Annotated in this window: 17 protein-coding genes and 1 tRNA gene; 8 read left to right on the forward strand and 10 right to left on the reverse strand. The window is 62.3% G+C overall.

Translation table 11 applies throughout. From position 1 onward, the window contains the following. From FJ979_RS32860 to FJ979_RS23915, 3 genes are all read left to right on the forward strand, one after another. Positions 1–247, forward strand: a 247-nt coding sequence (locus FJ979_RS32860) for a hypothetical protein (RefSeq protein ID WP_210239737.1), incomplete at its 5' end; no start/stop codon positions are given. A 204-nt stretch (positions 248–451) separates the two neighbouring features. Further along, positions 452–1,591 (forward strand): helix-turn-helix transcriptional regulator, encoded by a 1,140-nt coding sequence (locus FJ979_RS23910; RefSeq protein ID WP_140584019.1) that lies wholly within the window; start codon positions 452–454, stop codon positions 1,589–1,591. Between the two features lie 368 nt (positions 1,592–1,959). Next, entirely contained in the window at positions 1,960–3,741 is a 1,782-nt protein-coding gene (locus FJ979_RS23915; RefSeq protein ID WP_140525778.1) for a hypothetical protein, read from the forward strand. 218 nt (positions 3,742–3,959) lie between these two features. Here the strand turns inward: FJ979_RS23915 and FJ979_RS23920 are convergent. Continuing rightward, positions 3,960–4,036: transfer RNA gene (locus tag FJ979_RS23920), tRNA-Arg, on the reverse strand. Positions 4,037–4,121: 85 nt separating this feature from the next. Further along, entirely contained in the window at positions 4,122–5,285 is a 1,164-nt protein-coding gene (locus FJ979_RS23925) for a M20 aminoacylase family protein (RefSeq protein ID WP_140525775.1), read from the reverse strand. A gap of 201 nt (positions 5,286–5,486) precedes the next feature. Between FJ979_RS23925 and FJ979_RS23930 the strand changes: the two genes are divergently transcribed. Together FJ979_RS23930 and FJ979_RS23935 are read left to right on the forward strand one after the other, a co-directional pair. After that, complete coding sequence (locus tag FJ979_RS23930; protein ID WP_140525774.1) at positions 5,487–6,647, forward strand: D-alanyl-D-alanine carboxypeptidase family protein; 1,161 nt, start codon at positions 5,487–5,489, stop codon at positions 6,645–6,647. Positions 6,648–6,650: 3 nt separating this feature from the next. Continuing rightward, complete coding sequence (locus tag FJ979_RS23935) at positions 6,651–7,772, forward strand: GTP-binding protein (RefSeq protein WP_140560155.1); 1,122 nt, start codon at positions 6,651–6,653, stop codon at positions 7,770–7,772. A gap of 12 nt (positions 7,773–7,784) precedes the next feature. Here the strand turns inward: FJ979_RS23935 and FJ979_RS23940 are convergent, their stop codons facing one another. The 5 genes from FJ979_RS23940 to FJ979_RS23960 all read right to left on the reverse strand — a co-directional run bounded on the left by FJ979_RS23940 (position 7,785) and on the right by FJ979_RS23960 (position 11,740). Further along, positions 7,785–8,015, reverse strand: a complete 231-nt coding sequence (locus FJ979_RS23940; RefSeq protein ID WP_181168327.1) for a sulfurtransferase TusA family protein — start codon at positions 8,013–8,015, stop codon at positions 7,785–7,787. Positions 8,016–8,026: 11 nt separating this feature from the next. Further along, positions 8,027–9,346 carry a murein L,D-transpeptidase family protein gene (locus FJ979_RS23945; protein WP_140513913.1) on the reverse strand — a complete coding sequence of 440 codons (1,320 nt, stop codon included), beginning with the start codon at positions 9,344–9,346 and terminating at the stop codon, positions 8,027–8,029. Between the two features lie 252 nt (positions 9,347–9,598). Continuing rightward, entirely contained in the window at positions 9,599–10,549 is a 951-nt protein-coding gene (locus FJ979_RS23950) for an acetyl-CoA carboxylase carboxyltransferase subunit alpha (protein ID WP_140500751.1), read from the reverse strand. Positions 10,550–10,647: 98 nt separating this feature from the next. Continuing rightward, a complete protein-coding gene (locus tag FJ979_RS23955; RefSeq protein ID WP_140584021.1) occupies positions 10,648–11,565 on the reverse strand; it encodes a site-specific tyrosine recombinase XerD in 918 nt (305 codons plus the stop codon). Between the two features lie 22 nt (positions 11,566–11,587). Then, positions 11,588–11,740 carry a histidine kinase gene (locus FJ979_RS23960; protein ID WP_140513945.1) on the reverse strand — a complete coding sequence of 51 codons (153 nt, stop codon included), beginning with the start codon at positions 11,738–11,740 and terminating at the stop codon, positions 11,588–11,590. Between the two features lie 208 nt (positions 11,741–11,948). Between FJ979_RS23960 and FJ979_RS23965 the strand changes: the two genes are divergently transcribed. From FJ979_RS23965 to FJ979_RS23975, 3 genes are read left to right on the forward strand one after another with little or no spacing between them, the layout of a single operon-like run. Further along, positions 11,949–12,560, forward strand: coding sequence for a shikimate kinase (locus tag FJ979_RS23965; RefSeq protein WP_140584023.1), 612 nt, complete (start codon positions 11,949–11,951; stop codon positions 12,558–12,560). After that, positions 12,557–13,741: a 3-dehydroquinate synthase gene (aroB, locus tag FJ979_RS23970; protein WP_140584024.1), complete on the forward strand. Its 1,185-nt coding sequence runs from the start codon at positions 12,557–12,559 to the stop codon at positions 13,739–13,741. Before FJ979_RS23965 ends, aroB begins: the two co-directional genes overlap by 4 nt. Further along, entirely contained in the window at positions 13,738–14,631 is an 894-nt protein-coding gene (locus FJ979_RS23975; RefSeq protein WP_140500755.1) for an HlyC/CorC family transporter, read from the forward strand. Before aroB ends, FJ979_RS23975 begins: the two co-directional genes overlap by 4 nt. 47 nt (positions 14,632–14,678) lie before the next feature. Here FJ979_RS23975 and FJ979_RS23980 read toward each other — a convergent pair whose 3' ends face one another. The 3 genes from FJ979_RS23980 to FJ979_RS23990 are packed head-to-tail and all read right to left on the reverse strand — an operon-like array spanning position 14,679 to position 19,513. Further along, positions 14,679–16,223 (reverse strand): SpoVR family protein, encoded by a 1,545-nt coding sequence (locus tag FJ979_RS23980; RefSeq protein WP_140500756.1) that lies wholly within the window; start codon positions 16,221–16,223, stop codon positions 14,679–14,681. A gap of 10 nt (positions 16,224–16,233) precedes the next feature. After that, on the reverse strand, positions 16,234–17,544 hold the full coding sequence (locus FJ979_RS23985; RefSeq protein WP_140565840.1) for a YeaH/YhbH family protein: 1,311 nt from the start codon (positions 17,542–17,544) through the stop codon (positions 16,234–16,236). A 19-nt stretch (positions 17,545–17,563) separates the two neighbouring features. After that, entirely contained in the window at positions 17,564–19,513 is a 1,950-nt protein-coding gene (locus tag FJ979_RS23990) for a PrkA family serine protein kinase (protein ID WP_140584138.1), read from the reverse strand. Positions 19,514–19,832: the final 319 nt, after the last annotated feature.

Consider the following 19,832-nt stretch of genomic DNA (forward strand, 5'->3'; position numbering starts at 1 on the left):
GGGCAAGGGTGGAAGCAAGGGGTCAAGTCGTGACGGTGCGATGGAGATCGAAACCGGGCTGATACCCAGTTCAGTCAACGCAACAAACCCTACGCAGGTAAGATCTTTCAAAATTTTCGAAGGCAAGGGATGTCGCCGCGACTACGCACGGTTTTGCCCGACGAAACCGATGGGTAAATGCGACCTTGAAAGCCAGATCGAACGGCTTTCACCTGCGTGCAGAGATTTCGTCGAGAAGCATCGGTGAAGTTGCGTGGCTATTATGCTAATGTAGCTATCTCTCATTCGATGCGTCAGTCTGACGATAGGTCCTCAGCTGACCGTCTGTCGAGCATGGCCGCGGGAAATAAACATCCCTGGCCGGAGCCGGTTGCGGGGCCTGTAGCTGGAGGGCCGTCGACGGGCCATGAGGAGAAAAAGGGCGAGAAACCGGGATCGCGACGCAAATCCTATGTCCGACAATCGGAACATTGCCGCTGCGATCGAGGCTTGCTACGACGCCGCGTTCGAGTTTAGGCAGTGGCCCGCAGCGCTTCAAATGCTGGCCCACTCCCTAGGAGCCACAAGTTGCGTTATCCGCACCTGCGATCCAACTCACCCGTTTCGTAGCGATCAGCGGTCGCCGACCGCGCTCAGACCCGATTCGACCGAACATGCCGAATTCGCCGCCCTTTGGATCGAAAGAATCGAAGGTGCTCCCGATCCGCATGAACGTAGACCGCGCAAGAGGTTGGCAAAACTGACAGACAGCTTCGTTGTCGAGGATGAGATCACCACTCGTGATGAGCGCGAGGTTCTCCCTTATTACCAAGAAATCGCGCGTCCAGGCGACCGGGAATGGTGGGCTGCAATAGACTTCATGGTGAAGGATCGAAGGTGGATGCTCTCGATGTTTCGTGACGCTCATAAGGGGCCATTCTACCGGAATGAAGCCGAGGATTTCTTGGCGATCGTTCCGTCGATGGTTCGCATCATCAGTGCTGCGGAAAAGGTTTGGGACACGGCAGTCGAACCGAACCTGGCCATTCTGGATCGGATGGGAAGCGCAGCGCTGTTGCTGAATTGCCGAGGCCGCGTCACCCGCTACAATAAACACGCGGAAGCTCTGCTTGGTACTGGCCTCGTTATCCACGGTGGTCGTCTCCGGGCGGCAGATCGGCCCAGTGATTCACGCTTGCAGAAATTGATCGCAGGCGTGGTCAGCCAATGCGGCGACTTGAGCGACGGGGAGCCCGTTTTGATTGCTCGCGAGGGTTCGCCATGGCTTCTTGCTGAAGCCATTCCGATGACCTCGTTCGTCCATGACCTCTTTAACGGCGGAGACGCGCTCCTCTATTTTACCGATCTTGTGGCCGAAACGGCGCTACCCAAGCAACTGATAAGGCACGCCTTTCAACTAACAGCAGCCGAAACGCGGCTGGCCTGCCGCCTTGCCGATGGCCGAGGTATCGGCGCGGCAAGCTCTGCCCTGGGAATTGGCCGTGAAACCGCCAGAACCCAGCTCCGTGCAATATTCTCGAAAACAAGCACCGGAAGTCAGGCGGAACTCGCGAAGCTCTTGTCCCGATACCAAGGGTCCTCCACGCATTGAAGTCGCGGTGTCACCCGTTCGGGTGAAGCCCTGACGGTCCAAGGGTTGCACTCTGCGCTGAATCGGGGCCGTGGCACTTCACAACAACAGGCGCCGGTCTCGATCCGATACGTCTCAAGCGGGGCGGGCGGTCAGACGATATTTGGTTTTTGCAACGGCGCGTGCCTGAATCCCTCTGGTGTCCGACTAGTGCCTTCGGGCCGAAGAGGTGAGCAGAAAACATCGCGTCCGCTATTACATTAGCAGTAGGAAATATATTGCCAAACGGCGGCGCGAGGCGGATCATCAACGCCCGCACCTCCGATCGAGAATTGGAAAGACAGGGCTGATCGGAGCTTGCCGATCGTACCGAACGCCAGGAGGTTCAGATGAAACTGCGTGCTTGCCTGCCAAGTGCAGGATGGACAGCTATTGCCTTAATGAGTTTCGGCACAGGTGCTGCCATTGCTTACGCCGCGGACAGTCCGTTGCAGTCGCAGCTTGCGGCGCCAAGAGTATCGTTGCCGGGGGAACTCGACATCACACACTGCGTCGCTCTGGCCGCTGCCGGCCAATCACTGGCCCCGCAAGACTTGAAGGCCTACGAGGAGGCCCAGCCGCCATTGTGGGATGACCTGGGCTCCCTGAGCTATCCGATCAGCACAAAGAGCGCCGATGCCCAAAAATACTTTGACCAGGGGCTGCGGTTCGCCACCAACTTCAATCACGCGGAGGCGCGACGCGCCTTCCGCAAGGCACAAAGCCTCGATCCCGACTGTGCGATGTGCTTCCTCGGCGAGGCACTGGTCCTGGGCCCGAACATCAACGTGCCGATGGATCCCACCGCAAATGCACCAGCGATCACTGCTCTTCGAAAGGCGCAGGCGCTTTCATCCGGTGCCACCGAGAAGGAGCGGGGACTGATCGAGGCGGTCGCCACGCGGTATTCCGAAGATCCCAAGGCCGATCGAAACACCCTGAACGCCGCCTTCGCCGATGCAACTGCGGCGCTTTCCGACAAATATCCTGACGATCTCGAACTCGCTGTGCTGGCCGCAGAGGCCGGCATGGACACGCAGCCTTGGGACTATTGGCAGCCGGGCGGCAAGGAACCCAAGGGCCGCACCGCCGACATCCAGAGGCGGCTGGAAGGCGTTCTCGCCAGGAAGCCCGACAATCCGATGGCTATTCACCTCTACATTCATCTTGTTGAGGCCTCGGATCGTCCGGAGCGCGCCGAGCCCTACGCGGACCGGCTAGCAGCGCTGATGCCGGGGGCCGGACACATCGTCCATATGCCGAGCCACATCTACTATCGCGTCGGCCGCTACACGGATTCGCTGAAGTCCAACGAAGCTGCCTCGAAAGTGGACGAGACCTATCTCGCCGAAACCGGCGCTACCGGTGTCTATCCGCTCGGCTACTATTCCCACAACGTGCACTTCGTATTGGTTTCGGCCCAGCTCCTCGGTGACTCGAAGACGGTGCTTGCAGAGGCTGAGAAGCTGGACAAGTTTCTGACTAACGAGGTGGCCACGGCAATACCGATCGTGCAGCCGGTGAAGGCAGCTCCGTATTTCGCCTGGGCGCAATATGCCGAACCGGATGCGATCCTGGCTAAGGCCGAGCCGGCCGGCGCGCCGCCTTACATCACATCGATGTGGCACTATGCGCGCGGCGTCGCCCTGGCCGAGAAGAAGGACGCCTCGGGCGCGCGAGTCGAGGCGGACGCCATCCACAAGATCGCTCAGGAAACCGACTGGTCGGTGCACGATGCCTGGGGAATCCCGGCATTGTCGGTCCTGCAAGTGGCCGAAGATGTCGTACGTGCCCGCGCTGCGCAGGCCGAGAATGACGTCGGCGGCTCGATAGCCTTCTGGAAGAAAGCGGTCGAAACGGAGGACACGATCCCCTACATGGAGCCTCCGTACTGGTATTATCCCGTGCGGCAGTCCCTCGGTGCCGCCCTCCTCAAGAACGGTCAGCCGGCGGACGCGGCGAAGGAGTTTGTGGCGGCGCTCCACCGCGCACGCAGCAGCGCCTGGGCACTGTTCGGGCTGCAGCAGGCGGCGGAGGCCCAAGGCGATACTGCCGCCGCAACGAAAGCCGCGGACGAACTTTCCAAAGCCTGGAAGGGCGATCCGGGCATGCTGACGCTGGAACGGCTCTGAACCTCATCCCGGACGGGACCGCTGCGGTCCGTCGACCGGGCTCCAACCAATCACCCAATTTCCGATTTGTCGGAACGTCTGCAAGCGCTTTTCTGACGTTATTCGAAGGGTAGGAATCCGCATGCAGGTTCCGTACAGATGACCGATGCGACCCCGGTGATCGGCTCTGGTTTCAGTCCGATTCAGGTCCGACAGTATCCGGCTTAAGCAGCAAAACGTGGTGATCCCGACAGGAATCGAACCTGTGACCTACAGATTAGGAATCTGCCGCTCTATCCTACTGAGCTACGGGACCACGCGGCCCGACACATAGCCGCTTCCGATCGTTTCGCCAAGGGGCGGGCCGAACACAATCGGCCCGCCCCTGCCGCCGCCAGGCCTCAGGCGGCGAGCGCGGTTTCGGCCAGCTTCACCCAGTAGCTCATGCCGTGCGGGATGGCCTCGTCGTTGAAGTCATAGGCCGGGTTGTGAAGGCCGGCGGTGTCGCCATTGCCAATGAAAATGAAGGCGCCGGGCCTGGCTTCCAGCATGTAGGAGAAGTCCTCGCCGCCCATCACCGGCTGGATGCCGCGGTGGACATGAGCGTCGCCGGCGACGTTTGCCGCGACGTCGCTGGCAAAAACCGTCTCTTCCGCATGGTTGAAGGTTACGGGGTAGTTCGCCTGGTAATCGACCTCGATCTTCGCGCCGAAGGCCGTGGCCAATCCGTCGCAGATGGCACGAATGCGCTCTTCCGACTTCTTGGCGATTTCCTTGCGCAAGGTGCGCACCGTGCCTGCGATCTCCGCCGATTCCGGGATGATGTTGTAGGCGTCGCCGGCATGGAATTTGGTCACCGACACCACCACCGCTTCGACCGGGTCGGTGCTGCGCGAGGCGATCGTCTGCAGGGCGCCGACCAACTGGCTGGTGATGACGATCGGGTCGATCGTGCCGTGCGGCATCGCCGCATGGCCGCCGCGGCCCTTCACGGTGATGGTGAATTCCGCGGTCGCCGCCATGATCGGGCCCGGCCGGATGGCGAACTGGCCGACCGGCAGGCCCGGCATGTTGTGCATGCCGAACACTTTCGCGATGTCGAAACGCTCCATCATGCCGTCCTTGACCATCTCGTTGCCGCCACCGCCGCCTTCTTCGGCCGGCTGGAAGATGACCGCCACCGAACCGGCGAAATTGCGCGTCTCGGCGAGATATTTCGCCGCACCCAAAAGCATCGCCGTATGGCCGTCATGGCCGCAGGCATGCATCTTGCCGGGAACGGTCGAGGCATAGGGCTTGCCGGTGATCTCGTTAAGCGGCAGCGCGTCCATGTCGGCGCGCAGGCCGATGGTGGCGCCTTCGCCCTGGCGGCCGCGAATGATGCCCACGACGCCGGTCTTGCCCAGCCCCGTCACCACATCGTCGCAGCCGAAGGCCTTCAGCTTCTCGGTGACGAAGGCGGCTGTCTTGAAGACGTCGAAATTCAGTTCCGGGGTCTGGTGCAGATATCGTCGCCAGCCGGCAACCTCGTCCTGCATTTCGGCGGCACGGTTCAGGATTGGCATGATGGTTCCATCTCGCTGTTGGGGCAGGTCCGCTGCCTTGCAATTGTGATCGTCAGGCACTTTGCCATGTTGACGTCACATAGAGTAAATAGCACCGCAACAATGCGGTCCGTTTTTGAGGGCGGACTCATTTTGCTGGCGATCGCGTAAATCTTACGGAGCCAGGGGCGACTACGGCAAGAGGCGATTTCGGATTCGATCATGCGGCACAGGCATTTCCTCAAACTATTCTGCGCGGGCGCCGTGGCGTTCTCGGCGCTGGCCGGGCCGGCGCTGGCCAATCCGGTCGTGCTGTTCGACCTGAACAGCGGCAAGATCCTCCAGCATCAGGACGCGTTCAAGCGCTGGTACCCGGCATCGCTGAGCAAGCTGATGACGGCCTATGTGACCTTCCGGGCGATAGCGGCCGGCGAGGTCCGGCTCGATTCGCCGATCAAGGTAACGAAACATTCCGCCGCCGAGCCGCCGAGCAAGATGGGCTTCAAGCCAGGCTCGGTGATGCGGCTCGACAATGCGCTGAAGATGATGCTGGTCAAGTCGGCAAACGACATCGCCATGGCCGTCGGCGAGAATGTCGGGGGATCGCAGGCAGCCTTTGCCGAGCGCATGAACGCCGAAGCGGTCCGGCTCGGCATGAACGGAACGCATTTCGTCAATCCGAACGGGCTTTATTCGCCGGACCAGTACACCACAGCGCGCGACCTGGCCGTGCTGGTGACGGCGATCCGCCGCGAGTTTCCGCAATATGCGCCGTGGTTCTCGATCGAGGGGCTTGCGGTCGGCAAGAGGGCGATCCCCAACTACAACCTGTTGATCGGCCGCTATCCCGGGGCCGACGGCATGAAGACGGGCTTCGTCTGCCCCTCCGGCTTCAACATGATCGGTTCGGCGACCCGCAACGGCCGCACGCTGGTGGCGGTGGTGCTCGGCGAGAAGTCGGCGATCACCCGTGCCGAGGCCGCGGCCAAACTGCTCGACCAGGGTTTCGATACGCCTGCCGCCGGCTCGGCCACCATTGCCACGCTGGCGCCCTACGGCGACACCATCTCGCCCAACGACATGCGGGACGAGGTCTGCAAGAAGAAGGCGCCGGCGGAGCAGTCCGAGGCGCCGCCCGCCGTCGCCAAGAACGTGCCGAAATCGCCCTACCAGGAAAAGCTCGACCATGTGCCGACGCTGGTTGCCGTCGGGCTTGGCGGCGCGACCGGCCCGACCCCGCTGGCCATGCTCGCCCAGGGCAGCCAGGAATATGCCGACGTGCCTATTCCGACCTGGCGGCCGGACAGACCGGCGCCCGGCGCCGGCCCGACGGTGGCGGGCTCGGCTGCGCAGGGCGACCAACCCGTCAAGGTTGCGAACTAGGCAATGAGCGGTTTTCCCATCCCTGTTTCCGTGCTGACCGGTTTTCTCGGCGCCGGCAAGACGACGCTGCTCAACCGGCTCCTGAAGGACCCGGCGCTGGCCGACACGGCCGTCATCATCAACGAATATGGCGAAGTGGCGATCGATCACCTGCTGGTGGAACAGGCGTCCGATGGCATCATCCAGCTTTCGGACGGCTGCCTTTGCTGCACGGTACGCGGCGAACTGGTCGACACGCTGGCCGATCTGGTCGACCGGCTGCAGACCGGCCGCATCGCCCGCCTTGCCCGCGTCATCGTCGAGACCACCGGCCTTGCCGATCCGGCACCGGTGCTGCAATCGATCATGGCGCATCCGGCACTGGTCCAGGCTTTCCGGCTCGACGGCGTCATCACCTTGGTCGACGCGGCCAACGGCGATGCCACGCTCGACGCCCATGTCGAGGCGGTCAAGCAGGTCGCCGTCGCCGACCGCATCGTGCTCTCCAAAACCGACCTGGTCGCTGGTCCGGATGGACCGGAAGCGCTGCGGACGCGGCTGCGGCAGATCAATCCGGGCGCCGAACTGCTGGCTGTCGACGATGCGAAAACGAGCGTCGCAGCGCTGTTCGACTGCGGCCTCTATAACCCGGCGACCAAATCCGCCGATGTGCGGCGCTGGCTCGGCGAAGAAGCGATGCATAACCATGATCATCATGATCATCATGATCATGACGGGCATGACCACGGGCACGGCCACGACCACGGGCACCGGCATGATCAGCGCATTCGCACCCACTCCCTGGTGCATGACGGCCCGGTGCCGTTCTCGGCCATCGAGATGTTCCTCGATCTTTTGCGCTCCACGCATGGCGAGCGCCTGCTGCGAATGAAGGGCGTCATCGAACTCGAGGAAGATCCGTCGCGGCCGCTGGTGGTGCATGGCGTGCAGAAAATCCTGCATCCGCCGGCTCGATTGCCGTCCTGGCCGGACGGCCAGCGCGGCACCCGGCTGGTGCTGATCACGCTCGACATGCCCGAAGACTATGTAAGGCGACTGTTTGCCGCCTTCACCAACCGGCCCTCGATCGACACGCCCGACCGCGCGGCGCTGGAGAACAATCCCCTGGCGATCGCGGGACGCTGACCTTTACGACAGCTATTCGCCGCGCTCGACCAGGAAGCGGTGACCGCCTGATATGGCGGATGTCTCTACGAGATGATGACCAGAGTCGGCGCAGAACGCCGGAATGTCGATAACGGCGAGCGGATCGGTCGTTTCCAGCCAGAGCCGGCTGCCGGGGCGCATCCCGGCCAGCCGCTTCTTCGCCTTCAGCACCGGCAAAGGGCAGTTCAGCCCCTTCAGATCGTAGACGGTGACGTCGGTCACGGCGAAAAATGTCAGCCGCCGAACATGCCGAGCAGCTTGTTCTTCAGCCTCGTCACGCGGCTCTCGTCGGCACTCGCGGCCTGCGTTTCGGCCGGCGGTGCGGGCTCGGCCGGCGCTTCGATCGTCGCGGTGGCGACAGGGGCTTCCTTGGCGGTCTTGGCCGCTTCCTTTTCGGCCAGCGCCTGCGCCTTGGCGGCTTCCTTTTCGGCCAGCGCTTGCGCCTTGGCCTGCTTGGCAGTTTCTATCGCGGCCAGCCGCTGCTCCTCGGCTTTTTGCTTCGCGGCCTTTTCGGCATCGAGCGCGGCCATCTTGCGGCCGGCGGGCGAATCGATGCGGCCCATGCGCGCCGTCTCGGTGACCGAGCCGTCCGAGTTGAGCGATGGCGGGTCGATCGGCACGCGCTCGCCGCGCGCACGGCGCTTGGACCAGTCGGAGACGATGCTGGCTTCCTTGATGCCGGCGATGGTGGGCTTGGGCGCCGGCGTGCTTGCCTTGAGGGCGCCGTTGAACGCAGCCTCATACGTGCTCTGATAAGCACTGTAGGCGCTTTTCAGCGAATCCGGCTGCGTGGACGCAGGGCAGGGGCCGGTCGGATTGAATGTGGTGCCTTCGGGAGCCACCTGGTTGAAGACGTAGCGCTTCTCGCAAACGTCGACTTTCGGCGGTACCTTGGTGATCTCGAAATTGTCGTAGCCGACCTTCAGCATCTTCCAGAATTCGTAATTCGGGTCGTTGCGGTAGCGCGCCATGTTGGCGGCGGTCATGCGGAACGGGAAGGCCTGGATCTGGAACTCGGTCTGGCCGCCCTGGAAGGCATCGCGGCCGAACGCATAGATCTGCTCGATCTGGGCATCGGTCATCGAATAGCAGCCCGAAGACGAGCAGGCGCCGTGCACCATCAGGTTGGAGCCGGTGCGGCCGTTGGCGCGGTCATAGGCGTTGGGATAGCCGATGTTGAAGGACAGATGATAGTTCGAGCGCGGGTTCATCTGCGCCGGACGCACGGTATAAAAACCTTCCGGCGCCTGGCGGTCGCCCTCGGTGTATTTCGGCCCCAGCTTGCCCGACCATTTGCAGATATCGTAGCTGGCGACCATGTCGTAGCGGCCGTTGGTCTTGGCCTTCCAGATTTCGAGCTTGCCCTCTTCCTTGAAGATGCGCGCCATCACCGAGGAGGTGCGCACCATGCCCTTGGCCCTCATGTCGGCCAGGATCTTGTCGGGCAGGGGCTTGTTGGCCTCCGGGGCAAAATCCTTCATCGACGAATCATTGCAGCCGGCGACGGCTATCGCGGTGATGAGAATTCCGGTGCGGGCAAGCTTGGCAAACATGGATAAGGCTACGTCTTCTCTTTCGGGCCAATGGCTTCGAAACGGCCGAGCCCGCATGCTGAACACAGACGGACCGTAAGCCCGTTAACCTTGAAAATTCCTTACCGCAAGCCTCGGCCACCCCTCACGGCAATTCCATTGAACCGAATCCGGCGGCATTTTTGTGGCGAAATTGCTCATCGCCGCCACATTGCCGTGGAGCGTTGCCGTGGAGGCGGCTTGCGGCGGCCCGGTTGAGCCGCCAAATCGTGGTCAGAGGCTGCGGCCCATTGCCAGATACTTCTCGCGGCGCTGCTCGCGAAAATCCATGTTGGCGCCGGCAAAATCCTTCATCGTCCTGGCGATGAGGTCGCCCGTCGCGGCAATCACCGTTTCGGGTGCGCGCTGGGCGCCGCCGATCGGTTCGGGAATGATGGCGTCGATGATCTTCAGTTCCAGAAGGTCCTGGGCGGTGATCTTCATGTTGGTCGCCGCGTCCTTGGAGCGCGTCGTGTCGCGCCACAGGATGGAGGCCGCGCCCTCGGGCGAGATCACCGAATAGATGGCATGTTCCAGCATGTAGACGCGGTTGGCGGTGGCGATGGCAATGGCGCCGCCTGAACCGCCTTCACCGATGACAACCGAAATCGACGGCACCTTGAGCGCAAGGCAGGCCGAAGTCGAACGGGCAATGGCTTCGGCCTGGCCGCGCTCCTCGGCGCCGACGCCGGGATAGGCGCCGGCCGTGTCGACCAATGTCAGCAGCGGGATCTTGAAGCGGTCGGCAAGCTCCATCAGCCGCACGGCCTTGCGATAGCCTTCGGGGCGCACCGAGCCGAAATTGTGCTTCAGCCGGCTCGCCGTGTCGGAGCCCTTCTCCTGGCCGAGGATCGCTACCGGTTCGCCGCGGAACCGGGCAAAGCCGCCGACGATCGCCTGGTCCTCGCCGAAATTGCGGTCGCCGGCGAGCGGCGTGAAATCGCTGAACAGGCCCTTGATGTAGTCGACGCAGTGCGGCCTGTCGGAGTGGCGCGCCACCTGCACCTTCTGCCATGGCGTCAGTGCCTTGTAGAGATCGCGCAGGGCATCGCGCGACCGCTTCTCGAGCCTGCTGATCTCGTCGGCGACATCGACCGCCTCGCCGTTCTCGGCAAGCTTCTTCAGTTCCAGGATCTTGAGTTCCAGATCCTGCACCGGCTTTTCGAAATCGAGGTAGTTGTACATGCTTGAGCGGACCGATACGTCGGAAGCAAAGACTGGCGGGACCCTGAAATCCGGGGCTCCGGGCGATGGAACGTCGCCCTCACATAGCGATATGAGGTCTAGTCGGCAAGCGGGTGATGATCGTTGACCAGCCGCACCAATCGCTCCTCCAGCACATGGGTATAGATCTGTGTCGTCGATATGTCGGCATGGCCGAGCAGTTGCTGCACGGCCCTGAGATCGGCCCCGTTCTGCAAGAGATGGCTGGCGAAAGCATGGCGAAGCACGTGCGGCGAGATCTTGGCCGAGGCAATGCCGGCGCGGGCCGCCAGCCCCTTGAGGTCGCGAGCGAAGACCTGGCGCGAGAGGTAGCCGCTGTCCGACGCGGCAGGAAACAGGAACGGGCTGTCGGCGAAAGCGGGCACCTTGGCCCGGGCGGCGAGCCAGGCTCGCATCGCCGCGCGCGCCTTGGCCGACAGCGGCACCATGCGCTCCTTGTCGCCCTTGCCGCGCACCATGAAGAAGCGATCATCGCGCTGCGCCACCGTCACCGGCAAGCCGACCAGTTCCGAAACGCGCAGGCCTGTCGCATAAAGCACTTCGACCAGCGCGTGCAGACGCAGCGCCGCCAGCCTGTCGCTGTCGCCGAGCCCGGCATCGCCGGCCTCCTGCGCGGCGCGGTCGATCAGCCGGCCGGTGTCGGCCTCGCTCATGGTCTTCGGCAGCGGGCGGCCTTTTTTCGGGCTGTCCAGCGTGCCGGTCGGGTCGTCGCCGCGCAGGCCCTCGGCGTAGAGGAATTTGAAGAACTGGCGGATCGCCGACAATTTGCGTGCCTGCGATGTCGGTGCGAAGCCGCGTGCGGCGATGTCGTCGAGATAGGCGCGGATGTCCGCGGCGCCGGCGCCGGCAAGACCCCCAGGGATTTCCTGCGAAGCGTCATCGAGGTCGCGGCGATAGGAGGAAAGCGTGTTTTCGGCGGCACCCCGCTCGGCGCTCATCATCTCCAGAAAGGCTTCGATGCGGGCGGCGCTGTTCATTTCCTGAAGTTTTTCTTCGGGCTCAGTTTTTCTTTGGGTTTAGCTTTTCCGCAGGGATGCGCACGCTCATTTCCGCCTTTTTCGGCTCGACGAACATCACCAACGCGAACATCGTACCATAGGCGATGCCCGCCAGAATCGCTGTTATCACGACAAGGCGAAACAGTGTCGGCATCAATCTTCGCCCGTCTTCTTGTTCTGCGTTTTCCAAACCCTGTGCCCTTATGGGACGCCAATCCGGCCAATTCAAGCAAGAAGCTGAAGCGCGCCGGCAACTTCCAATGCAGCCGGTTCCTCGCTCGCGGGAGGCCAGCCTGCCTCAGTGCGCTTGACGCAACCGGGCTTTTCATGTCGATACGCCGGCAAAGAGGGCTTCGAGGCTGATGAACGCGCTACCAGCAAATCCTCCGGGCGGGAGCCATGCCGCGCTGCTGGGCAGGCTTGGCGGCCGCTCCATCGTCTTTGTCGGCTTGATGGGCGCCGGCAAGACGGCGATCGGCCGCAAGGTCGCCACCGTGCTGGCGCTGCCTTTCATCGACAGCGACCAGGAGATCGAAAACGTCTCGCGCATGACCGTTCCGGAACTGTTCGAACGCTATGGCGAAACGGAGTTCCGGGCGCTGGAGCAGCGCGTCATCCTGCGCGTGCTGGAAAACGGCCCGCAGGTGCTGTCGACCGGCGGCGGCGCCTTCATGAACGCACAGACGCGCGAGGCGATAGCGGCGCATGGCGTGTCGGTATGGCTGAAGGCCGAACTCGACCTTTTGATGGAACGGGTCTCCAAGAAACAGAACCGGCCGCTGCTGAAGAGCCCCGATCCGCGTGGCGTGCTCGAGCGGCTGATGAGTGAACGCTATCCGGTCTATGCGACATCGGACGTCACCGTGCCGACCCGCGACGACCGCAAGGAAGTCATCGCGGCCGAGGTGGTGGAGGCGCTGTGCCGGCATTTCGATATCGCCCAGACCACTCCCGCGGGCGAGGTCGAACCGTGAACGCCAATGCAGCCGTTGCCGTCGAGGTCGGACTCGGCGAGCGGGCTTACGACATCCTGATCGGGCCGGGGCTTTTGTCGCGCGCCGGCGCCGAGATGTCGCGCCGCCTGCCGGGCCGACGCGCCGCAGTCGTGACCGACGAAAACGTCGCGGCGGCGCATCTCCATACGCTGAAGGCCGGTCTGCTGGAGAGCGGCATCGAGCCCGCCGTGATCACGCTGCCGCCCGGCGAGAAAACCAAGAGTTTCGCGCATCTCGAAGAGGTGGTGGACGGCGTCCTGGCCGCGAAGCTGGAACGCGGCGACGTCGTCATCGCCCTCGGCGGCGGCGTCATCGGCGACCTGGCCGGCTTCGCCGCCGGCATCGTGCGCCGCGGCATGAACTTCGTGCAGATCCCGACCTCGCTCCTGGCGCAGGTCGATTCCTCGGTCGGGGGCAAGACCGGCATCAACAGCGCGCGCGGCAAGAACCTGGTCGGCGTCTTCCACCAGCCGAAGCTGGTGCTGGCCGATACCGGAGTGCTCGATACGCTGCCGATCCGCGAATTTCGCGCCGGCTATGCCGAACTCGCCAAATACGGGCTGATCGACCGGCCCGAATTCTTCGCCTGGCTGGAGAAAAACTGGGCCAGCGTGTTCGCCGGCGGACCGGAGAGGGTGGAGGCCATCGCCGAGGCCTGCCGCGCCAAGGCGGATGTCGTTGCCCGCGACGAGTTCGAGACCGGCGACCGCGCGCTCCTCAATCTCGGCCACACGTTCGGCCATGCGCTGGAGGCCGCCACCCGATATGACGGCGCCCGCCTCGTGCATGGCGAAGGCGTCGCCATCGGCATGGCGCTGGCGCATCGCTTCTCGTCGCGGCTCAACCTGGCCAGTCCCGACGATGCGGCGCGCGTCGAGGCGCATCTCAAGACGGTGGGACTGCCGTGGCGGATGGCCGATATCCCCGGCGAACTGCCCGACGCCGATGCGCTGCTTGGCTTCATCACCCAGGACAAGAAAGTGTCGCGCGGCGCGCTGACCTTCATCCTGACGCGCGGCATCGGAGAGGCCTTCATCGCCAAGGACGTGCCGGCCTCGGAAGTGCTCTCGTTCCTCAGGGAGAACCACCCGAGCGCGACGGAAAGCCGTCCGGGCCGGCAAGGAAGCCGTCCGGACAGGCAAGGAAGCCGTCCGAAATGAACGGGGCCGGCTGGATCGTCGTCGCTTTCCTTGCCGTCCTCATCCTGTTGGCCGTCGCCATGCGCACGCGCCTGCTTGCCGCTTTCGGCTATGAACTGTCGCGCATCGAGCCGCAGCGTTCGAGCGGGGACGAGCTGCGCGGCGCCGTCGACGATTTCCGCCGTGACGGCCAGGTGGTGCGCGAGGAGCGCGATCGCATCGGCGGGTTGTTCGACCTCGAGGAGCTCGAAGTCTCCGACGTCATGGTCCACCGCACCAATATGCGCTCGGTCAACGCCGACAATGCACCGGAAGCCGTGGTGCGCGAGATCCTGCAGAGCCCGCACACCCGCATGCCTTTGTGGAAGGGGTCGCTCGACAACATTGTCGGCGTGCTGCACGCCAAGGACCTGCTGCGCGCCCTCAACGATGTCGGCAACGACTTCTCCAGGATCGATGTGATGAAGATCGCGTCAAAGCCCTGGTTCGTGCCCGATACGACGACATTGCAGGAACAGCTCAACGCCTTCCTGCGCCGCAAGGCGCATTTCGCCGTCGTCGTCGACGAGTATGGCGAGGTCGAAGGGCTGGTGACGCTGGAGGACATCATCGAGGAGATTGTCGGCGAGATCGCCGACGAGCACGATGTCGACATACAGGGCGTCAAGCAGGAGGCGGACGGTTCCGTCGTCGTCGACGGAACCGTGCCGATCCGCGACCTGAACCGGGCGCTCGACTGGGACCTGCCGGACGAGGAGGCAACCACCATCGCCGGCCTAGTCATCCATGAGACGCAGTCGATCCCCGAGGAGAAGCAGGCCTTCACCTTCCACGGCAAGCGTTTCATCGTCATGAAACGCGACAAGAACCGCGTCGCCAGGCTCAGGATCAGGCCGGCAGGCGACAGCTGAACGGTCCATCGTGTCGCAGACACGCACAACCGCGTCATCCCTGATGCTCAACAGTCCTTGGTCGAGCGTTCGCCGACCATTGCGTCGGTGTCGGCGTCGACGGCCGCCAGGCTGACTTCATAGCCCCAGAGATGCCGGATGTGGCGAAGGGTCGCGTCGCGGCTGTCATTCTCCAGCACGACCCCATTCTTCACCTTGTGCTGTAGCCGCAAATGCCGGTCGCCGAGCAGGTCCACGTCCACAACCTGGATGTCGGGCCGGCTCGCGCCCACATCATAGCTGTGGGCCAGCGCGGCGCGTATGTTGTTGTAGCCCCGCTCGTTGTGGATCGATGCGACTTCGTAGTGCGGTTGGTCGGCTCCATCGGCCAGGACGAAGAGCCGCCATTTTCGTATCAAGGTCGGGCTGAGATACTGGCGAATGAAGGATTCGTCGCGGTGGTTGGCCCAGGCGTCGAGCAGCGTCTCAAGCCAGTCGCCACGGCCGGCTATGTCCGGGAACCAGTCGCGATCTTCGGCTGTCGGCTCGGTCGAGATGCGCTGAATGTCCTGCATCATGTCAAGCCCGAGCGCGTAGGGGTTGATGCCGGAAAACCGCTGGTCGTCGAAGGATGGCTGGAAGATCACGTTCGAGTGGTTGCGCAGGATTTCGAGCATCGCGCCTTCGGTGATCCGGCCACGGTCGAACAGCATGTTCATGAGCGTGTAGTGCACGAAAGTGGCGCAGCCTTCGTTCATCACCTGGGTTTGCCGCTGCGGGTAAAAATACTGCGCAATGACGCGGACGATCCTGAGGATCTCGCGCTGCCAGGGTTCGAGGACAAGGCTGTTCTTCTCAAGGAAATAGAGCAGGTTTTCCTCGGGCAGATTGAGCGATTTCTTCCGCTCCGACACGCCTTCATCGCCCGCTTCGGAGTTGTCGGCGTCCTGCGCGGGCGGCAGGGTGCGCCATAAGTCATTGTAGGAACGCTCCTCGTATTCGAGGCGCTCGCGAAGTCCCTCGCGCTGCTGCTCCGACGACAGTTTCGGCGGCCGGTGATACCGGAACACGCCTTGCTCCATCAGCGCGTGAGCGGAATCGAGAATGGCTTCCACGGCGGCCAGGCCGTGCCGCTCCTCGCACCGGGCGATGTAGCCCTTGGCAAAGTCCAGATAGCTCAGGATCCCTCCGGCATCCGTCCATTGGCGGAAAAGGTAATTGTTCTTGAAGAAGTGATTGTGTCCAAGTGCTGCATGGGCAGTCACCAAGGCCTGCAGCGCCATGGTGTTTTCCTCCATCAGGTAGACGATGCACGGATTGGAATTGATGACCAATTCATAGGCCAGCCCGCGACCGCCTTTGCGATAGAGAAGCTCGTTGTAGAGGAAATGCTTGCCGAACGACCAATGCCGGTACATCAGCGGCATGCCGACCGACGAGTAGGCGTCGAGCATCTGCTCGGAAGAGATGACCTCCATCTGCACCGGATAGGTGTCGAGATGAAGCTGGTCGACCGCAATCGCCTCGATCTCCTCATAGACCCGCGACAGCTTTTTGAAATCCCAGTCGGATCCGGAGAAAAGCAACCCCGATTTGTTGGCCTGGCCAGCCATCCGGCACCCCTTACGCGCTCTTGGCCATAGCCGGCTGCCTGGCGAAAAGCTGGCGAAATACCGGGTAGATATCGGCCGGAGCGGCGATGCGCCTCATCTGGAAGTTCGGCCATTTTTGCTCGACGGCGCTATAGGCGCGCCAGAGCGAGGTGCCATTTTCGGTCGAGCCGAAAATATGACTTTCGCGTTCGTCGATGATCTCCACATAGGCGAAATACTGGCACAGGCGCATGAGCTTGCCGTGGAGCAGTTCTATGCAGCGCTGCGAGTCGGTGGCGAAATTGTCACCGTCCGAAGCCTGGGCCGCATAGATGTTCCACTCCGTGGCCGGATAGCGTTGTTCTATGATGCGTTGCATTTCCTCCAGCGCGGTGGAAACGACCGTGCCTCCGCTTTGCGTGCAGTAGAAGAATGTCTCTTCGTCCACCTCCTGGGCCTCGTGCGTGTGGCGGATGAAGACGATCTCCGTGCGCTCATAGCGTCGGGTCAGGAACAGGTGCAGCAGAACGAAGAAGCGCTTGGCCAAATCCTTCTCGCGCTCGCCCATCGACCCGGAGACGTCCATCAGGCAGAACATGACGGCGCTGGCATTCGGCACCGGCTGCGGGTCGAAGCGATTGAAGCGGATGTCGACGGGATCGACAAAGGCAATGCGCTTTCGGCGGCGCTCCAGCCGCTCGAGTTCCTCCCGCAAAGTCAAGATGCGTTCGCGGGTCGCGGCGTTTGGCGGCTTCGATTCCAGTTTGGCGAGCTGCCGGAGGATCTCATCCAGCTCCGGCTGCTTTGGGCGCCCAAGCGCGATACGGCGGGCGTGGCTGTTTCGCATCGTGCGCCCGACATTGATGTTGGTCGGTGATCCTGTTGCCGCAAAACCTGCCCGCCTTGGCTTGAATGCGAGTATCTGCTTGAGATTGAGCTTGACCAGATCCGGCAGTTCGAGATCCTCGAAAAAGAGGTCGAGAACTTCCTCGCGCGAAAGCACGAAGCGAAAGTCGTCCTCGGATGCCGTGTTTCCCGGCGACGAGGAGCCTGCGCCGCCCTGCCCGGGTTTGGGCACCAGGTCACCGGGAATGAACGTCCTGTTTCCTGGCAGGATGTGCTGGCGCCGGCCGCTGTCCCTGGCATCGCTGAAGGTCGGTTCGCTGGTGCCTCTGTGAGGCATCGGCACGGCATGCCCGCTGTCCACATCGGCGATCCGGCCCGTCCTTATCTGGTCACGGATGCTCCGCTTGAGTTCTTCCCGCGCGCGCCTGAGAAAGCGCTGGCGATTGCCCAGGTTCTTGTCCTTCGGATTGAGGCGGCGGTCGATGAAGATCGGCATGGAACCATCCGGGCTTTTCTCAGCCCGCCTTGTTCACGCGCATGTACCAGTCGACCAGCCGCCGTACCTGCCGCTCGGTGTAGCCGCGTTGCACCATGCGCTGCACGAATTCATTGTGCCGCTTTTCCGTGACGCTGTCCTGCTTGGAGCCGAAACTGATCACCGGCAGAAGATCTTCGACCTGGCCGAACATGCGCTTCTCGATAACCTCGCGCAGCTTTTCGTAGCTTGTCCATGATGGGTTGCGGCCGTGGTTGCGTGCCCGGGCACGCAGCGTGAACTTGACCACTTCGTTGCGGAAATCCTTGGGGTTGGCGATGCCGGCCGGTTTTTCGACCTGCGACAATTCCTTGTCCAATATCTCGCGATTGAGGATCTGGCCCGTATCGGGATCCTTGTAGTCCTGATCTTCGATCCAGGCATCGGCATAGGCGATGTAGCGGTCGAATAGGTTCTGGCCATACTCGCTGTACGATTCCAGATAGGCCTTCTGGATCTCGTGGCCGATGAACTCGGCATAGCGCGTTGCCAGTTCCGACTTGATGAACTCGAGATAGCTCGCTTCCGTCTCCTTTGGGAACTGCTCGCGCTTGATCGCCTCTTCCAGGATGTACATCAGGTGCACGGGATCCGCCGCGACCTCGTTGGTGTCGTAGTTGAATGTCTGCGACAGGATCTTGAAGGCGAAGCGCGTGCTTACGCCGGTCATGCCCTCGTCGACGCCGGCGGCGTCGCGATATTCCTGAACCGACTTGGCCCGGGGGTCGACCTCCTTGAGGTTTTCGCCGTCATAGGCGCGGATCTTGGTGTAGAGCGGCGAATTGTCGTGCTCGGCAAGACGGGTCGAGACCGTGAACCGGCTGAGAATATCCAGCACTTCAGGTGCGCAGGGGCTGCCGGCCAGCTCGCTCTCGCGCAACAGTTTCTCGTAGATATGCCTTTCTTCGGTGATCCGCAGGCAATACGGCACCTTGACCACGAGGATGCGGTCGAGAAAGGCCTCATTATTCTTGTTGTTCTTGAACTGTTGCCACTCCGATTCGTTGGAATGGGCAACGATGATGCCCTGATAGGGGAAGGCGCCGAAATTCTCGGTGCCGTTATAGCTGCCTTCCTGGGTCGCCGTCAGCAGCGGATGCAGGACCTTGATGGGCGCCTTGAACATCTCGACGAATTCGAGCAGGCCTTGCGTGGTCCGGTTCAGCCCGCCGCTGTAGGAATAAGCGTCCGGATCGGACTGGCTGAAATCCTCCAATTGTCTGATGTCGACCTTGCCAACCAGAGCCGAGACATCCTGATTGTTCTCGTCGCCAGGCTCCGTCTTGGCTATAGCGATCTGGCGCAGCCGCGAGGGCATCAATTTCACCACGCTGAATTTGGAAATGTCGCCAGACAATTCATCAAGCCGCTTGGCCGCCCAGGGCGAGATAATGCCGTTGAGGCGACGCCGGGCTATGCCGTATTTGTCCTCCAGCAGATCGCCCATGCGATCGGGATGGAACAGGCCGAGCGGCGACTCGAAAATCGGACTGATCTGATTGCCGGCCTTGAGCGTGTAGATCGGGCGTTCCTCCATCAGTTTCTTCAGCCGTTCGGCCAGGGAGGACTTGCCGCCGCCGACAGGGCCGAGGAGATAGAGGATCTGCTTGCGCTCCTCGAGCCCCTGCGACGCATAGCGGAAATAGCCGGCGATGCGTTCGATCGTATCCTCCATTCCGTAGAAATCGGAGAAGGTGGGATACACCTTGACCGTGCGGTTGGAGAAAATGCGGCCGAGCCGCTCGTCCTTGCTGGTGTCGACCAGGTTCGGCTCGCCGATTGCCTCGACCATCCGTTCCGGCGCCGAGGCATACATTGACTTGTCTTCCCGGCAGGCAAGGAGATACTGCTGGAGGCTTATTTCCTCCTGGCCCGCGTTTGCATAAATCTCCGAAAACAGATCGAAGACGTCGGACTGGTTCTCACCCATGATGGTTGCCCTCAGAGCCATTCTGGCTGCCGCCCGGCTCATCTCATTCAACTACCGGGATGCATTGTGGTTCCCTCCACATTGGAGAGAGAGCGTGTATCTGCATCGAACTTGGACAGCACACAGTTACAATGCTCGTCTGATATCTCAGGTGGTGATGGCCAGAGGAGACCGTCAAGGGCAAATATCGATTTCGTGAACCGAACGGCAAAGCGAGTGCATTGATGCGGCTGGTACGGTGTTGAATCAGATCGTTGAGCACTCCCAAGTCTAACGGGATGCTCGTGGTGCGTGCGGGCATTCCTCGTCTACATATCGG

Origin of the sequence: Mesorhizobium sp. B1-1-6, from assembly GCF_006443035.1 — a bacterium.
GTDB lineage: Bacteria > Pseudomonadota > Alphaproteobacteria > Rhizobiales > Rhizobiaceae > Mesorhizobium.

What these genes read in the sequence shown, in the direction of transcription:
- FJ979_RS23910 (WP_140584019.1), top strand. Translation starts at nt 452, where the DNA reads ATGTCCGACAATCGGAACATTGCCGCTGCGATCGAGGCTTGCTACGAC.
- FJ979_RS23915 (WP_140525778.1), top strand. Translation starts at nt 1,960, where the DNA reads ATGAAACTGCGTGCTTGCCTGCCAAGTGCAGGATGGACAGCTATTGCC.
- FJ979_RS23925 (WP_140525775.1), bottom strand. Translation starts at nt 5,285, where the DNA reads ATGCCAATCCTGAACCGTGCCGCCGAAATGCAGGACGAGGTTGCCGGC.
- FJ979_RS23930 (WP_140525774.1), top strand. Translation starts at nt 5,487, where the DNA reads ATGCGGCACAGGCATTTCCTCAAACTATTCTGCGCGGGCGCCGTGGCG.
- FJ979_RS23935 (WP_140560155.1), top strand. Translation starts at nt 6,651, where the DNA reads ATGAGCGGTTTTCCCATCCCTGTTTCCGTGCTGACCGGTTTTCTCGGC.
- FJ979_RS23945 (WP_140513913.1), bottom strand. Translation starts at nt 9,346, where the DNA reads ATGTTTGCCAAGCTTGCCCGCACCGGAATTCTCATCACCGCGATAGCC.
- FJ979_RS23950 (WP_140500751.1), bottom strand. Translation starts at nt 10,549, where the DNA reads ATGTACAACTACCTCGATTTCGAAAAGCCGGTGCAGGATCTGGAACTC.
- FJ979_RS23955 (WP_140584021.1), bottom strand. Translation starts at nt 11,565, where the DNA reads ATGAACAGCGCCGCCCGCATCGAAGCCTTTCTGGAGATGATGAGCGCC.
- FJ979_RS23960 (WP_140513945.1), bottom strand. Translation starts at nt 11,740, where the DNA reads ATGCCGACACTGTTTCGCCTTGTCGTGATAACAGCGATTCTGGCGGGC.
- FJ979_RS23965 (WP_140584023.1), top strand. Translation starts at nt 11,949, where the DNA reads ATGAACGCGCTACCAGCAAATCCTCCGGGCGGGAGCCATGCCGCGCTG.
- FJ979_RS23975 (WP_140500755.1), top strand. Translation starts at nt 13,738, where the DNA reads ATGAACGGGGCCGGCTGGATCGTCGTCGCTTTCCTTGCCGTCCTCATC.
- FJ979_RS23980 (WP_140500756.1), bottom strand. Translation starts at nt 16,223, where the DNA reads ATGGCTGGCCAGGCCAACAAATCGGGGTTGCTTTTCTCCGGATCCGAC.
- FJ979_RS23985 (WP_140565840.1), bottom strand. Translation starts at nt 17,544, where the DNA reads ATGCCGATCTTCATCGACCGCCGCCTCAATCCGAAGGACAAGAACCTG.
- FJ979_RS23990 (WP_140584138.1), bottom strand. Translation starts at nt 19,513, where the DNA reads ATGGGTGAGAACCAGTCCGACGTCTTCGATCTGTTTTCGGAGATTTAT.